Source organism: Gilliamella sp. Nev5-1 (assembly GCF_001690895.1).
Taxonomy (GTDB): domain Bacteria; phylum Pseudomonadota; class Gammaproteobacteria; order Enterobacterales; family Orbaceae; genus Gilliamella; species Gilliamella apicola_C.
Window position 1 is genome coordinate 17777 of sequence record NZ_LZHO01000070.1, and the last position, 14612, is coordinate 32388.

The 14612-nt window shown below is 35.7% G+C and carries 14 protein-coding genes; 7 read left to right on the plus strand and 7 right to left on the minus strand.

All coding sequences use genetic code 11. The annotated features are described in order from the left end of the window. Window positions 1–164 precede the first annotated feature (164 nt). The 6 genes from A9G41_RS09075 (at window position 165) to galU (ending at window position 4209) form a co-directional block, all read left to right on the plus strand. Entirely contained in the window at window positions 165–548 is a 384-nt protein-coding gene (locus A9G41_RS09075) for a RidA family protein (RefSeq protein WP_065567357.1), read from the plus strand. A 271-nt stretch (window positions 549–819) separates the two neighbouring features. Then, window positions 820–2013 carry an amino acid aminotransferase gene (locus tag A9G41_RS09080; RefSeq protein ID WP_065583023.1) on the plus strand — a complete coding sequence of 398 codons (1194 nt, stop codon included), beginning with the start codon at window positions 820–822 and terminating at the stop codon, window positions 2011–2013. A gap of 44 nt (window positions 2014–2057) precedes the next feature. Further along, window positions 2058–2189 (plus strand): entericidin A/B family lipoprotein, encoded by a 132-nt coding sequence (locus A9G41_RS13615; protein WP_202115353.1) that lies wholly within the window; start codon window positions 2058–2060, stop codon window positions 2187–2189. A gap of 56 nt (window positions 2190–2245) precedes the next feature. Beyond that, entirely contained in the window at window positions 2246–2761 is a 516-nt protein-coding gene (locus A9G41_RS09085; protein WP_065583024.1) for a hypothetical protein, read from the plus strand. Beyond that, complete coding sequence (locus tag A9G41_RS09090) at window positions 2758–3276, plus strand: DUF2569 domain-containing protein (protein WP_065583025.1); 519 nt, start codon at window positions 2758–2760, stop codon at window positions 3274–3276. The genes A9G41_RS09085 and A9G41_RS09090 overlap by 4 nt, the downstream gene beginning before the upstream one ends. 18 nt (window positions 3277–3294) lie before the next feature. Continuing rightward, window positions 3295–4209, plus strand: a complete 915-nt coding sequence (gene galU / locus A9G41_RS09095; protein ID WP_065583026.1) for a UTP--glucose-1-phosphate uridylyltransferase GalU — start codon at window positions 3295–3297, stop codon at window positions 4207–4209. 73 nt (window positions 4210–4282) lie between these two features. On the opposite strand, the gene A9G41_RS09100 is transcribed toward galU, so the two are convergent. The 5 genes from A9G41_RS09100 to orn all read right to left on the minus strand — a co-directional run bounded on the left by A9G41_RS09100 (window position 4283) and on the right by orn (window position 10164). Next, window positions 4283–5704 carry a cation:dicarboxylate symporter family transporter gene (locus A9G41_RS09100; RefSeq protein WP_065583027.1) on the minus strand — a complete coding sequence of 474 codons (1422 nt, stop codon included), beginning with the start codon at window positions 5702–5704 and terminating at the stop codon, window positions 4283–4285. Between the two features lie 93 nt (window positions 5705–5797). Beyond that, window positions 5798–7129 carry a CoA-disulfide reductase gene (locus tag A9G41_RS09105; protein WP_065583028.1) on the minus strand — a complete coding sequence of 444 codons (1332 nt, stop codon included), beginning with the start codon at window positions 7127–7129 and terminating at the stop codon, window positions 5798–5800. A gap of 200 nt (window positions 7130–7329) precedes the next feature. Continuing rightward, the gene (gene hemH / locus A9G41_RS09110; RefSeq protein WP_075539577.1) at window positions 7330–8310 is read right to left on the minus strand and encodes a ferrochelatase; all 981 of its coding nucleotides are present in this window, start codon (window positions 8308–8310) and stop codon (window positions 7330–7332) included. A 9-nt stretch (window positions 8311–8319) separates the two neighbouring features. After that, complete coding sequence (gene waaA / locus A9G41_RS09115; protein WP_065583030.1) at window positions 8320–9591, minus strand: lipid IV(A) 3-deoxy-D-manno-octulosonic acid transferase; 1272 nt, start codon at window positions 9589–9591, stop codon at window positions 8320–8322. Window positions 9592–9600: 9 nt separating this feature from the next. Continuing rightward, window positions 9601–10164, minus strand: a complete 564-nt coding sequence (gene orn / locus A9G41_RS09120; protein WP_065567364.1) for an oligoribonuclease — start codon at window positions 10162–10164, stop codon at window positions 9601–9603. A 79-nt stretch (window positions 10165–10243) separates the two neighbouring features. Here orn and rsgA point away from each other — a divergent pair, with 79 nt between their 5' ends. Next, the gene (gene rsgA / locus A9G41_RS09125; RefSeq protein WP_065583031.1) at window positions 10244–11272 is read left to right on the plus strand and encodes a small ribosomal subunit biogenesis GTPase RsgA; all 1029 of its coding nucleotides are present in this window, start codon (window positions 10244–10246) and stop codon (window positions 11270–11272) included. Between the two features lie 482 nt (window positions 11273–11754). Here rsgA and A9G41_RS09130 read toward each other — a convergent pair whose 3' ends face one another. Next, window positions 11755–12309 carry an HdeD family acid-resistance protein gene (locus tag A9G41_RS09130; protein ID WP_065583032.1) on the minus strand — a complete coding sequence of 185 codons (555 nt, stop codon included), beginning with the start codon at window positions 12307–12309 and terminating at the stop codon, window positions 11755–11757. Window positions 12310–12497: 188 nt separating this feature from the next. Continuing rightward, window positions 12498–14171 (minus strand): C4-dicarboxylic acid transporter DauA, encoded by a 1674-nt coding sequence (dauA, locus tag A9G41_RS09135; RefSeq protein ID WP_065583033.1) that lies wholly within the window; start codon window positions 14169–14171, stop codon window positions 12498–12500. Window positions 14172–14612 lie beyond the last annotated feature (441 nt).

Sequence of the window (14612 nt, forward strand, 5' to 3'; positions counted from 1 at the left end):
TGCCATTATCATATCAGAAAATTTCAATAAGTCCCACGATCATAATTTTGCACTGACTTGACACAAAATTGTGTTCCTGTTGAAATGAGGGAAGAGAAAAAGATCACATTGATTATGTTAATAATTAAAAAGCAACTAATAGATTAAAAAGGAGAACATCGAGTATGGCAAAAGTAATTAGTACTGACAAAGCACCAGCCGCTATTGGCCCTTATGTTCAAGCTGTCGATTTAGGTAATATGTTATTTGCCTCAGGGCAAATTCCACTAAATCCAACAACAGGTGAAATGCCAAGTTGTGTGAAAGAGCAAGCGAAACAGAGTTTAGCTAATGTTAAAGCGATTGTCACAAAAGCAGGTTATCAAGTGAATAATATCGTTAAAACCACTATTTTTTTAGCTGATATGAATGACTTTACCGCTGTAAATGAAGTATATGAAGCATTTTTTACTGAAAATAATGCTTCTTTCCCTGCTCGTTCATGTGTCCAAGTTGCACGAATCCCTAAAGATGCTAAAGTTGAAATTGAAGTTATTGCAGCTAAATAAATTACTTATCTGATTAGCACCAAAAGGTGCTAATGCTTGTCAAAAATTTTCAGGAAATAAAGCGTTTTAGTATCAATCGCACTAAAAAACGTTACATTTTGAGTTATTTTAACCTTTAATTCTTTTTAGCAAAAAAGCTGCAAATTTCTAACCAAAAATCAATTTAATTATTTGTTGTTAACCTGTTATTTAGTGATTGATTGCTGATTTAGTTGGTGCAATAATCTACAATAATTTATTACTATTTTTTGTGTCAATTTGGATTGTAAATATGTTTGAAAAAGTAGAGCCATATGCAGGGGATCCTATTTTATCGTTAGTCGTTGAGTTTATGAATGATAGCCGAGATAATAAAACGAATTTAAGTATTGGTTATTATTATGATGAAAACAGCATCGTTCCCCAATTGCAATGTATAAAAACTGCTCGTGATGATATTTATCATCTCAATCAAGGTGCACAGCTGTATTTGCCGATGAGTGGTTTACCCGCTTATTGCCAAGCAATTCAATCATTATTATTTGGTGACGACCATGTGGCTTATCAAAACAAACGTATTGCAACGATACAAACATTAGGTGGATCTGGTGCACTTAAGGTGGGGGCAGATTTTTTATATCGTTATTTTCCAAATTCACAAGTATGGGTCAGCGATCCAACATGGGAAAATCATATCGCTATTTTTAGCGGTGCAGGGTTTAAGGTAAACAAATATCCCTATTTTGATGAGCAAACTTGTGGCGTAAAATTTGAAGCAATGCTTGAAACATTAAATCAACTACCAGCTAAAAGCATTGTGTTACTTCATCCTTGCTGCCATAACCCAACCGGTGCTGATTTAACACATACGCAGTGGGATAAAGTGATTGAGGTGTTAAAGGCCAGTGATCTTATTCCATTTATGGATATTGCTTATCAAGGTTTTGGCGAAAGTATTGATGATGATGCTTATGCGATCCGAAAAATGGCAGAGACAGGCTTGTGTGGATTTGTTAGTAACTCATTTTCGAAAACATTTTCACTCTATGGCGAACGTGTCGGCGGATTATCTGTTTTATGTGATAACAGTCAAGCCGCTGGTCGCGTATTAGGGCAGTTACAAGCTACTGTTCGCCAAAATTATTCAAGTCCATCAGCTTATGGTGCGCAGTTAGTTAGTTATGTATTAAATCATCCAGAGCTTAAAGCGCAATGGTTTAAAGAAGTAGAATCAATGAGAAATCGCATTGTAACCATGCGATCAACTCTGGTTGAATTATTAAAAAAAGCTGTACCTGATCGTAATTTTGATTATTTGGTTAAACAGCGAGGCATGTTCAGTTATACCGGTTTTAATAAAGAGCAAGTTACACAATTGAAAGATAATTTTGCTGTTTATTTGGTGGGCAGCGGAAGGATGTGTGTAGCGGGTTTAAATCACCATAATATCGATCGTGTGGCAGAAGCATTTGCTACATTAAAATAAACATGTTACTAAAAGGAGTATATTTTATGTTCCATAAAGTGTTAATGTTAATATTAGGTATAGTAATGACGACTTTAGTTGTTGGATGTAACACCGTTAAAGGTGTTGGTCAAGATGTTGAATCTGGCGGAAAGGCCATTTCACATACCGCCGAAAAAGTAAGTGATAAAATGTAACTAAGGTTATATATGTCTAGCAATATTTTCGCTTTTTAACTATTTTTAGAGTAAAAATGTTACGTAATTTGTTTATAGTTACATTGTTTTTACTTATTGGGTGCGGTTCGTTAAACTATCGAACTGCACCTTTAACGCTGGAAAATTGCCAGTATTCAAACCTATCAGGTCTTGAATTTTTATTAAATAAACTCCCCTCAAATACACAAAATTATCAACGTGTTTATATTGCCCAAAGCCGAGAAAGCAAACATTTACCAAGTTATTATGCTGGAATAAAAGGTAAATTAACTGATCAAATTTTGGTACGAGATTATCCCAAAGAAACATTTTGGCGAACTCCAAATTTGTTCGAAAGGGCTTCTTTATATGATGATGGATACGATGACCTTTATATCAGTAAAGCTCAAAAAGAAGCGCGTGACCGTAAAGCCAAATTCGTAGTAAGACAAGCTGTATTGCAGAATTGCCAAATCGTTTATATCGCTATTGATTCTTTAGCCAAAGATAGGGATAATTCTTCACTCATTGAATCTAATGATTTATCAATCATTAAAAAGGCGCAAAAATGATCAAGGGAAAAGAACTTAAAGGATTAGGCGGTTGGCTAATTTTAGTTGGTATTGAATTATTTTTTTATTTTATTTTTATTGGATATGTTATTTTTTCTAGACTAAATGTGATTAATTTTATCGACGTGTGGACACAATTATTGGATCCCTACACGGAAATGCAAACAGTTCATCTGGGGCTGTTTATTTTAGGTGACATCGGTCTAAATTGTTTATTTTTGCTTTTAAACGCTTATATTATATTTTTATATTTTACTAAAAGTTATAAATTTCCTAACTTTTTTATTATATTTAGTAGCAGTTTTATTGTTTTTAAGCTAATTCAAAGATGTTGGTATTTTTTTATCGTGTTACCATTTGAGTTTAAATTCGAGTTTTCTCTTATAAAAGATATTGTTATAGCAATCATTTATACCTGTATTTGGATTGCTTATATGTTAAAGTCAGTGCGAGTCAAAAATACATTTGTTAATGATCGCCGTAGTGACGATACCTATAGCTCCACTGTTAGTTAATTGTATTAAGGAAATAAAATGACATTAAATTTAGACAGTTCAACCAATAAAAAAGTCAAAAAAGCCGTTATCCCTGTTGCAGGTTTGGGTACACGCATGTTACCTGCAACAAAAGCAATTCCCAAAGAGATGCTTCCAGTTGTTGATAAGCCACTGATTCAATATGTGGTTAAAGAGTGTATTGCAGCTGGCATAACTGAGATTATTTTTGTAACCCACTCATCAAAAAACTCAATTGAAAACCATTTCGATACTAGTTTTGAATTGGAAGCCATGTTAGAGGCACGTGTTAAACGTCAGTTATTGCAAGAAGTACAAGGTATTTTACCTAAACATGTCACAATAACCAGTGTTCGCCAAGGTTTGGCTAAAGGGCTGGGTCATGCAGTGTTATGTGCTTATCCTTTGGTGGGTGATGAACCATTTGCTGTCGTTTTACCTGATGTGATCATTGATGAGTATGAAAGTGATTTAACCAGTGATAATTTAGCCGCAATGATTAATAATTATCATGAAACCAAACATAGCCAAATCATGGTTGAGCCAGTACCCAAAGAATTAGTCTCTTCTTATGGTATTGTTGATTGTCGTGGTGAAGTGTTATCTGCAGGCAATGTTGCACAAATGTATAGTGTTGTTGAAAAACCCTCTATTGACGATGCACCATCAAACCAATCTGTGGTCGGGCGTTATGTTCTATCTGAAAAAATCTGGCCTTTACTTGCTAAAACACCATTAGGTGCTGGTGGTGAAATTCAGTTAACTGATGCCATTGCCATGTTACTTGAAGAAGACAATGTTGATGCTTATTGCATTAAAGGCCGTAGCCATGACTGTGGTAATAAACTGGGCTACATACAAACATTTGTGCAATACGCAATGCGACACAAAAGTTTAGGTAGCAATGTTAAAGCGTGGTTAAAAACCATTTAATTTTCTTAGGATAGACTCGAAACCGAAAAGGGTACTGTTTGCGCCCTTTCGGTTATATAGTTTACTTTTTGTATTAGCTTTCTGATGGCTCATTTTCAAAAGTGACATTAGGATCGTTATACACGGTCATATTCATAAGCCCTACTTCTCGATCAGTTACGACAGCCGCTGTCATTGCACCAGATACATTGGCTAAAGTTCGTGCCATATCGATAATTGGATCGATAGCTAACACCATACCAATTAAAGGGAAGTATTCAGCCATACCCATGCCAGATAAGACTACAGTTGCGGCAACCGTTGCTGTACCGGGAATGCCAGCGATGCCGATTGAACCAATAACCACCACAATGACAAGCATAATATAAAACTGGATATTAGTCTCAATACCAACCATGTGCGCTACCATCACGGCAAGTAAAGCAGGGAAGAAGCCTGCACACCCATTCATTCCCATGGTGCTACCAAGCGAGCCGACTAAATTGGCAGTGCCAGTATTTACCCCCATTCGAACGGTTAACGTTGAGATAGTCATAGGTAATGTGCCGACTGATGAGCGACTAGTAAAGGCTAATAGCCATGTTCCTAACGCTTTTTTAATAAACATCGTTGGCGAAATACCATGGATCAAGACAATAGTAATATGCATAATTAGCATAATCGCTGTTGCAATATAGACCGCAACAACAAAGTTTGAAACCTGAATAATTGCTGGTATTCCATTAGAAATAATGGTGCGAGCCAGTAAAGCAATGACCGCGTAAGGCATGTATTTAATAACAGTCATCGCAATTGACATGACGATTTTGTAAAGTGCTTCGATAAATGTTTTAAATAACGCAATGGGTTGTGGGTTTTTCTTTTCCATTCTATTGGCGGCAAGCCCCATTAAGGCAGAAAAAACAACTAAGCCCACAATGTTTTCGTTTACCATTGATGCAATAATATTGCTAGGTATTAGATTGATAAAGGTATCAATAATATTGGTGTATTGTTTTGCGTGAGCTTGATGTACAGAGTTTGAGCTCATTGTACCTAAGGCAAATAGATTCGCTAACAAAATACCTACTATACAGGCAATGGCCGTTGTAAACAGTAACCAAAAAATCCCTCTAAATGCAATTTGCGGTAGATTTTTTTTGCCCGAAAAGTCAAGAATCACTTTAACAATCGATACAAAAATGAGTGGTATCACTAACATTCGGATAAAGGCAATAAAAGTACGACCAAAAAACCCATACCATGTTGCAGTTTCTTGCATCCAGATTGTTGATATATCTGGAAACCCTGCTACAGCTTGGATCCCTAAACCAAGCACTGCACCAAGTATTAGACCAACTAACATGCGAATTGAAAAATTAACTTTTTTATCTTGTAGCGGTTTCATCACCGCAAAAAAACAAATAAGTAATAGTCCAATACTAATGAGCGTTTGATAATGGGTAATTACTAAGAACTTTTCAAAAAAAGCTCCCTGAAAAATAGCACCTGGCATAATTAGCCTCTCTTTTGATAATTCAATTATCTAGTTAACAATCTATGTTTTATCACATGATTTGATGTATAACTATAAATACATTAATGCTGCTTATTTGGCTATAGAGCCAGCAATATTTAAAATATCCCAAGGTCTGGAAAAGGGTGGCGCATACAGAAAATCCATCATGGCAAAGTCATCAATTTTTAAATTTGCCCATATTGCAGTTGCTAACGTATTTACTCTTAATACCGCACCACTCCCACCAACTATTTGCCCTCCTAAAATCTCGCGAGTATCGGCATGGTAAATTAGTTTTGCTGTTACACTTGTTTGTCCAGCAACATAGTTGCTATGGTTTTTATCTTTAACCATTACAGTTTTATAAGGTATTTTGGCTTTTTTTGCTTCGCTTTCGGTTAAACCAGCTCGCCCTGCCTCAACATCAAAAACCTTTAGGGCTGATGTGCCAATAGTACCGGGGTATTCATTATGTCCTCCGCCTAAATTTTCGCCTGCGATTTTACCAAGCTTGTTTGCGCCTGTAGCAAGCGGAATATACACCATTGATTGGCTAATTCTATGGTGAAGTGCGGTACAATCTCCAGCGGCGTAGATGTCAGTAATATTGGTTTGCCCAAAGCGATTGGTTATGACTGCGCCGTTTTCAAGTGTGTTGATCCCCATGTTTTTATAGATAGCACTATTGGGTTTTACACCTGTTGCAATGATAACAACATCTGCTGGGTATTGCGATTTATCGGTAACCACATGAGTGACTGTATGAGCCCCTTCAAAGCCTAACACGCGTTCTTGTAAGTGTAGGTCACAATGTTGTTTGATGTTTTCTTCTATCAGTTCGGTAATTTGCTCATCAAAAGCATCAACAAGAATTCTATCATCTAGCTGAATAAGTTTAACTTTTTTTTGTAGGGCAACGAGTGATTCGGCTATTTCAAGCCCAATATACCCAGCACCAACAACAATAACATTTTGGGTATTTGGATTGGTTAACGCTTGTTTGATTGCTAGCCCATCATGTAGATCGCGTAAGGTGAAGATATTTTTTAGTTGATTATTTTTAAAAGGCGGAATAATGGGGCTAGCACCAACCGCAAGTAGTAGTTTATCGTAGTTATCATCAAAGCAATTGCCTGTATTGAGATCTTTAATGGTTAATTTTTTTTGATTAACATTAAGTGCAATAACTTCATGTTGCGTCTTGATTTCAATGCCATCTTTTTGGAATTGTGCTGGTGTTCTGGATATCATTTCATTGGCATCAGTAAAGTGGTTACCAATGAAATAAGGTAATCCACAAGCACCAAACGATACAATATCCGATTTTTCATAAATACGGATGGTGGCCTCAGGGTTTGTTCTTTTGGCTTTTGCCGCAGCACTTGCGCCTGCGGCTTGAGCGCCAATGATGATTATTTTCACTTAATTTTCTCCTTAGTGCTCAGAAACAGAATTATTCAATACTAGCTTATCATACGTTATCAATTATACGGATGATAGATAACTGCTTGGTTTTAATATTTGTTAGTTTAAAATTTGAATTATTTGAAAAATATCTGCTTTTTTATTTTATTAATCGTATTATGTTGTAAAAACTTTTCAAGTTACTATGTTTTTGAATATCAGTTTTTAAGTTTAACTGGTTGAATATAATTTATTAAATCTATAATTAAATTAATCTGTAGATGAGTGTCATTTAATGCAGGAATATAATAAAAGTTTTTGCCACCTGAATTTAAAAAAACTTCTCGATTTTCTTCGTCAATTTCGTAAATGGTCTCAATACAGTCTACCGAAAATCCTGGGCAGATGACTTGCACATTTTTAACGCCTCTTTGAGCTAATGTTTGTAGTGTGCTACTGGTGCTTGGTGTAACCCATTTACCTTTGCCAAATTTGGATTGATAAGCCATTTGAATGGGGATATTTATGCCATTTTCTCGACATTTTTTGACTAATAACTGCGTGGTCATTTCGCAACGTTGTATATAATCATCATTGCGGTTATGGATATAACGCTCAGGAATACCATGATAAGAAAGCACAAGCACGTCAGGTTCTCCTTGGTGGTGAAAAGCCTGCTTAATTTGTAAATAAAGTGCATTGATATAGCTTCGATGATCGGCATAATCTCGAATATAGTCAATATGATCAATGATATTGAGCGAAGTTATAATTTGCTTGATTTTATCAAGTACTGCGAGTGTAGTGGTTGTTGAATATTGTGGAAAGAGAGGTAATACTGTAATTTTTGTGCATGATCGCAGGTTATTTAACGCAGATTGCAAATTGGGATCGCCATAAGTCATGGCTAATTCACATTGAATATTAGGTAAATGGTGTTGTAATTTATCACATAATAATCGGCTATAATGCAATAAAGGCGAGGCGTTATTTATCCAGATTTTTTGGTAATGATGAATAATATAAGGCACTCGTTTAGGTATTACGCGGTACTTTAAAATTGGATACCAAAGCAGTTTTGGCAAATCAACTACATGCCGATCAAGCAAAAACTCGGTTAGATACTGCTTTATTGCATCTGGTGTTGCCACATTTGGTGTGCCTAGATTAACTAGCAATAATCCTTGTTTTTTGTCCATAAGCGAGCCTTATTTGACACAAAGATAAGGGTTGATAACATCAAGAAGCCTACCTAGTGCGCCTTGATTTTGTTTTAATACTTGATAAGCATTTTCGCCAATCTGTTTACTATTGGTGTTATTTTCTAAAAGATCATTAATTGCTGAATAAAGGGAAGCTGGGGAGCTATCGCAAATGATCATCCCTTTAGCTGCAATAAGCTGTTCACAAATAACTTTAAAATTGAAAAAATGTTCGCCACTAATGATAGGAATATGGTGGAGAGCTGGTTCTAATGGGTTATGCCCACCATGTTTCACTAAACTACCGCCAACGAAAGCGATATCGGCAAGACCATAAAGCGTGGCTAACTCGCCCATTGTGTCGCCTAAAATGACTTGCGTTTGTTTAGTAGGAACTTGCTTACTACTACGGTTTATATAAGTTAACCCGTGATCATTAATTAATTTTTCAACTGCTTTAAAACGCTCTGGATGGCGAGGAACAATAATTAATAGTAAATCAGGATGTTTGGTTAACAAAAGTTCAAAGGCAGCTAGGATGATTTCATCTTCACCATGATGTGTGCTTGCAGCGATAAAGACTGGTTGGTTTAATTGCCATTGTTGCTTTAGCTTTGTGGTTGTTTGCCGCTGTTGATCCGTTAAATTAATGTCAAATTTGATACTACCTGTTATCGCTAAATGATCGTTTGGCAACCCCAATGCGACAAACCGTTCGCCATCTTGTTTATTTTGAGCTGCCACTATACTGATTTTTGACAATAATTTACCAATAGCCGATCCTAGTTTGTGATATCTGTTAGCAGAGCGTTGCGATAATCTAGCATTGGCAATCACCAATGGAATATTTCGTTTATGGCACTGGCAAATAAAATTAGGCCAAAGCTCAGTTTCCATAATGATAACTAACTTAGGCTGGGTCGTTTTTAAAAAACGATTTATCGCGCAAGGTAAATCATAAGGTAAATATACATGATTGACACTATCGCCGAGCAATGCTTTAACTCGCTCAGATCCTGTTGGCGTCATGGTAGTAACAGTAATAGGTAAATTAGGGTATTGCTGTTGTAGCGCTTTAATGAGTGGAATCGCAGCAATCGTTTCACCGACTGATACGGCATGCACTAACATACTATTAGCTTTCACTTTTTTTTTACAAAAACCATAGCGCTCACGCCACCGCTTTCGATAAGCCGGAGCTTTACGACTGCGCCAAAGTAACCTTAGCCACACTAAGGGCTGAATCAAATATAATAAAACGGTATATAAAATTTGCATATCAATCAATTATCTTGATAGATCAAAAAAGTGCTGACGATAATAAGCCAGCTCGGCAATTGAATCACGAATATCATCAAGCGCTTGGTGTGAACTCTGTTTGCTAATTCCTTTTAATATTTCAGGCTTCCAACGTTTGGCTAGTTCTTTGATGGTACTGACATCTAAATAGCGATAATGAAAATAGCTTTCTAAATTAGGCATGTAGTTGAATAAAAAACGGCGATCTTGACCAATGGTATTACCGCAAATAGGTGAGCAGTTTTCAGGTACCCACTGTTTTAAAAATTCGATAGTCTGCTGTTCGGCTTGTTGTTCAGTGATTGTGCTTTTTCGAACACGTTCAATTAATCCTGATTTACCGTGGGTGTTTTGGTTCCACTCATCCATTAATGCTAATTGCTCATCAGATTGATGAACCGCAATTACAGGTCCTTCAGCAAGAATAGTTAAGTTAGAATCAGTCACAATAGTTGCAATTTCAATAATACGATCGGTTATTGGATTAAGTCCTGTCATTTCAAGATCGATCCAAATAAGATGACTACTGTTAATTTGTGGTTGGTTGTTCATAATTTTTGATAGAAATTTTCTTTTTGATACGCAGTAGTGTAGCATAATTGACAATCTGTTTTAGCAAAAAATGAGTACTATGGCAAAAAATCGACTTTCCAATAATCAAAAAAGACGTGTGGCGGCAAAACATCAACAACGATTAGCCATAAGGCAAGATGAAAACCTAGCAAGTTTTTCATCACCTCGTGATGGTGTGGTGGTAAGCCGTTTTGGTAAAACGGCTGATGTTGAAGATAGTGGTGGGCTTATTTATCGGTGTAGTATTCGACGTACGTTACCTTCGTTAGTGACTGGTGATAAAGTGGTGTGGCGTGAAAGTTTAGAGCCAAAGACCAACGGTATTATTGAAGCCGTTCACCCTAGGCATTCTGAACTTGTTCGACCAGATTTTTATGATGGGGTAAAATCTGTTGCGGCTAATGTTGATCAAATCGTGATTATTTCCGCTGTTTTGCCAGAATTATCACTTAATATTATCGATCGCTATTTAGTCGCTTGTGAAAGTACTGATATACAACCCATTATTGTTTTAAACAAAATTGATTTAATCAATGATCAGCGACGTGCTGAGGTTGAAAAAAAATTGGCGATTTATACTCATATTGGTTATCAAGTGTTGTATGTTTCATGCCAGCATCAACAAGGTATTGCAGTATTACAAGATATCTTGCAAGGTAAAGTTTCAATTTTAGTTGGTCAGTCTGGTGTGGGTAAATCAAGCATTATAAATTTGCTATTACCTCATCAATCACAATCGGCGATGACTGGTGGTATTTCAGAAATATCTGGTCTTGGGCAACATACAACAACCTCGTCAAGGCTCTATCATTTACCCAATGGTGGCGATATTATTGATTCACCAGGAATACGTGAATTTGGCTTATGGCATCTAGAGCCTGAACAAGTGATAAGTGGCTTTAAAGAATTTGATAACTATCTTGGCGGTTGTCAGTTTCGTGATTGTAATCACTTTGATACGCCAGGTTGTTTGCTACAAAAAGCCGTGCAAGATGGTAATATTGCACCATCCAGGCTTGCCAACTATCATCGAATTTTACAAACAATGCAAGAAGTAAAAGCGAAAACCAACAAAAGCTATAAATAATTAGCTATTTTTTACAATAGCAACGCTTTTGCTGGCATTAAAATATGCAAAAAAAACTAAATATAATTAAAAAATCATCTACTTATAAATAAGTGGATTACTAGGTTGTAACAGCGTAGACTAGTTAAACCAAGTAAAAAAATCCAATAAAATCAATAGTTTTTCTGAATGATTTTTAAAAGTAGTATGCATACAATTTGTATATCCGTAATTTGTATACCTACTGAAAATGATTGTTGTAGCTATTTTGTATGGGAATGCGTCAATACCTAAAGTAAATTGCCGTCTTAAAATATGAAAAGGTCGTCATAAAAGACTGTTTTTGTATGTAACGCTCTAAATATTTAACTATTTTAAATAAAAATTAATGCTTTAACCAAAAATTAAAAAACTAAAAACCTAAACGACATTAAACATTGATCTGCTCACAATCAGTAGTCACCGCTAATGGCAAATAGCTTGATTGTGAGCAGTGAACGAACCTATTTACTATTGATGGCCTTTAAAGCAAAACCAATAGCGACATATGCCCAACCTTGAAAAATAAGATCAATACCTAAAAACATACCTAAAACGTAAAGGCTGTCGTATGGCCAACCAGTGATAATCATAAATCCTAAAATGAGGGTGATAATACCGGATGTGAGTATCCACCCCCAACGAGGTAAATCACGGTTATTCATAGCAGCAAATATTTGCGTAAAACCACTCATAATTAACAAAAAGGAAACCACTAAGGTTAAAGCGGACGAAACGGTAACAGGTTGGAAAAATGACATTAAACCAATAAAAATATATAGCACCCCCATTACAGCCCATAGTGCAGATTGACCGAAACTTTTAACCTGAAATGAATGTAGTGCTTGGATAATACCCGCGATCAAAATTAATGAACCAATAACATAGACCGAAAAAACAGTTGCAATGAACTGATAACCTAATGCGAAGCCTCCTAATATAATTAAAATAACACCCACTAAAATAAACCAGTTTGATTTTTGTTTAAGACCGTATAAATTATTTTGGTTAGATATCATATTACTTTCCTATTTTATAAGTTAAATTTGGGTTTGAAATTAAAATCACTTTTAAGACAGGTGGTTTTGTCACAAGTGATTAATCAGTGAAAAGAAAGGCTGTGATACAATTCATTGCACAGTAATTGTTTTGATAAAACAATTACTGTGCATATAAATTAGACAATATAATAAAACTAAATTTAAAATTAATCTTTATCTTTCAGTGCTTCGTCTAATGTTGAATAGAACATGAGTTTGTTAGAAATAGGAACAATTTTAGCTCTAGCTAATGTTTTTAATGGCTGAAATTGCAACTCACAGATTGATAAATCAACATTTTCAGGTAACTCATCAATAAAATGTATTAAAGCATTAAGCCCACCAGCATCAAGTATGGGTACCGCATCCCATTGTAGTATTATGTGTTGATATCCATTAATTTTTTGATAAATTTCTAAAAAGGTACGCTCAGCAGCAGCAAAAAACAGCGGTCCATTAATACGAAGTACTAAGGTTTTGTCATTACTGCGATTAAGTTCAACTAAACGCGTCATTCGGGCTATTCTGCGCATAAATAGAATTGATGCAAGCACGATTCCCAATGTAATAGCTATCACCATATCAAATAGTACTGTTAGTGACATACAAAGCAACATAATTAAAATATCGTCTTTAGGTGCACATTTGATAATATAAATAACGCGTTGAACCGCACTCATATTCCATGCCACGATAAGTAATAGCGCAGACATAGCCGAAAGTGGAATAAATGATAATGCTGGCGCAAAACAGATAAGCGCCAGTAAAACAACCAAGGCATGTAACACCGCAGCAATAGGTGAAGTTGCCCCCGCTTTGACATTAGCTGCCGACCGTGCGATAGCAGCAGTTGCTGAAATTCCACCAAAAAACGGCGCAATAATATTACCTAACCCTTGGCCAATGAGTTCACTATTTGAATGATGTTTGGTATGCGTCATTTCATCTAATACTACTGCACACAATAACGATTCTATAGCGCACAACATGGCCATGGTAAGCGAAATCGGTAATAAAGCGCTGAGTGTTAACCAATCCCATTTAAAATCAGTATGTTGCCAAGGTAAAGCAAATTCTGGTAGTACAGAGGGTATACCATGCCCTAGGGTATTATCGGCTAATGTATAGGTAAAACGTGAACCAATTGTTTCAATTTGATAGCCAAATTGATTAAAAATAAACATGACTATAATACCGGCAACGAGTGCAGGTAAGTGGCCAGATATTCTTAATTTAAGCCTTGGCCACATAATTAATACTATTAGTGTTACAGCTCCGACTAAGGTGTCTGCTATATTGATGGTAGGTAGTGCTTTAGTTAGCTCAATCACTTTACTAATATAACTTTCTGGCATATGTTCGAGCTGCAAGCCAAAAAAATCTTTAATTTGCATAGTTGCTATCGTAATAGCAATACCTGATGTGAAGCCTAATACAACAGGTAATGGTATATATTCGATTAATCTACCTAAGCGAATTATTCCCATTAATATAAGAAATATGCCAGATAGTAGTGTTGCAATGAGTAATCCTGATAATCCATATTGTAATGATACGGGGTACAAAATAACGACAAATGCGGCAGTAGGGCCAGAAACACTAAAGCGAGAACCACCCGTTAATGCAATAATAAAGCCTGCTATAATTGCGGTATATAGCCCATGCTGTGGTGGCACGCCACTTGCAATTGCTAATGCCATTGCTAAGGGGATAGCAATAATACCAACCGTAATTCCAGCAATCAAATCCTTGATAAAACGGGTTGTATTATAAGGGGTCGTTATACATGCTGATATAAATGCAATGCTAATTTTGGTGCGAGAAAGACTATATAATTTCATCGTGTTTAATAGACTTATGGGGAATTGTTTGGGATGCTTAATAAGATAATCTTTTTTACAAAAAATAAAAGAGTGTTACAAAAATAATCATCTTTTTTATAAATTAGATAGGCTATACTCAGTAACTTGAGAAAAAAATCAAAGATAAAAAATTACTTATAAAATCAGCATTGGAAATAAAAGCCTGTTACATTCGTGGCGTTGATAGCATTAAACCGATATAATATGACTATCATGTTACTATATCGTTATCATCTTATCTTTTAGTGGATTTTAAATCATATAGTCTAAAGGTTGTGCAAATTTGCTAACGATTAAACGATAACAGTATATACTTAATTCATTGCTTATCTCAATGCCCCAAAAGAGTACTATGTCTGTTTACATGCAAAATACTTGCTTGTGGTGGGTTGATGGGTAAACAATTAAGGTCAGTTAAGT

Excerpts from the sequence above, each read along its gene's own strand:
- A9G41_RS09075 (WP_065567357.1), top strand. The coding sequence starts at position 165 with ATGGCAAAAGTAATTAGTACTGACAAAGCACCAGCCGCTATTGGCCCT.
- A9G41_RS09080 (WP_065583023.1), top strand. The coding sequence starts at position 820 with ATGTTTGAAAAAGTAGAGCCATATGCAGGGGATCCTATTTTATCGTTA.
- A9G41_RS13615 (WP_202115353.1), top strand. The coding sequence starts at position 2,058 with ATGTTAATATTAGGTATAGTAATGACGACTTTAGTTGTTGGATGTAAC.
- A9G41_RS09085 (WP_065583024.1), top strand. The coding sequence starts at position 2,246 with ATGTTACGTAATTTGTTTATAGTTACATTGTTTTTACTTATTGGGTGC.
- A9G41_RS09090 (WP_065583025.1), top strand. The coding sequence starts at position 2,758 with ATGATCAAGGGAAAAGAACTTAAAGGATTAGGCGGTTGGCTAATTTTA.
- galU (WP_065583026.1), top strand. The coding sequence starts at position 3,295 with ATGACATTAAATTTAGACAGTTCAACCAATAAAAAAGTCAAAAAAGCC.
- A9G41_RS09100 (WP_065583027.1), bottom strand. The coding sequence starts at position 5,704 with ATGCCAGGTGCTATTTTTCAGGGAGCTTTTTTTGAAAAGTTCTTAGTA.
- hemH (WP_075539577.1), bottom strand. The coding sequence starts at position 8,310 with ATGGACAAAAAACAAGGATTATTGCTAGTTAATCTAGGCACACCAAAT.
- waaA (WP_065583030.1), bottom strand. The coding sequence starts at position 9,591 with ATGCAAATTTTATATACCGTTTTATTATATTTGATTCAGCCCTTAGTG.
- orn (WP_065567364.1), bottom strand. The coding sequence starts at position 10,164 with ATGAACAACCAACCACAAATTAACAGTAGTCATCTTATTTGGATCGAT.
- rsgA (WP_065583031.1), top strand. The coding sequence starts at position 10,244 with ATGGCAAAAAATCGACTTTCCAATAATCAAAAAAGACGTGTGGCGGCA.
- A9G41_RS09130 (WP_065583032.1), bottom strand. The coding sequence starts at position 12,309 with ATGATATCTAACCAAAATAATTTATACGGTCTTAAACAAAAATCAAAC.
- dauA (WP_065583033.1), bottom strand. The coding sequence starts at position 14,171 with ATGAAATTATATAGTCTTTCTCGCACCAAAATTAGCATTGCATTTATA.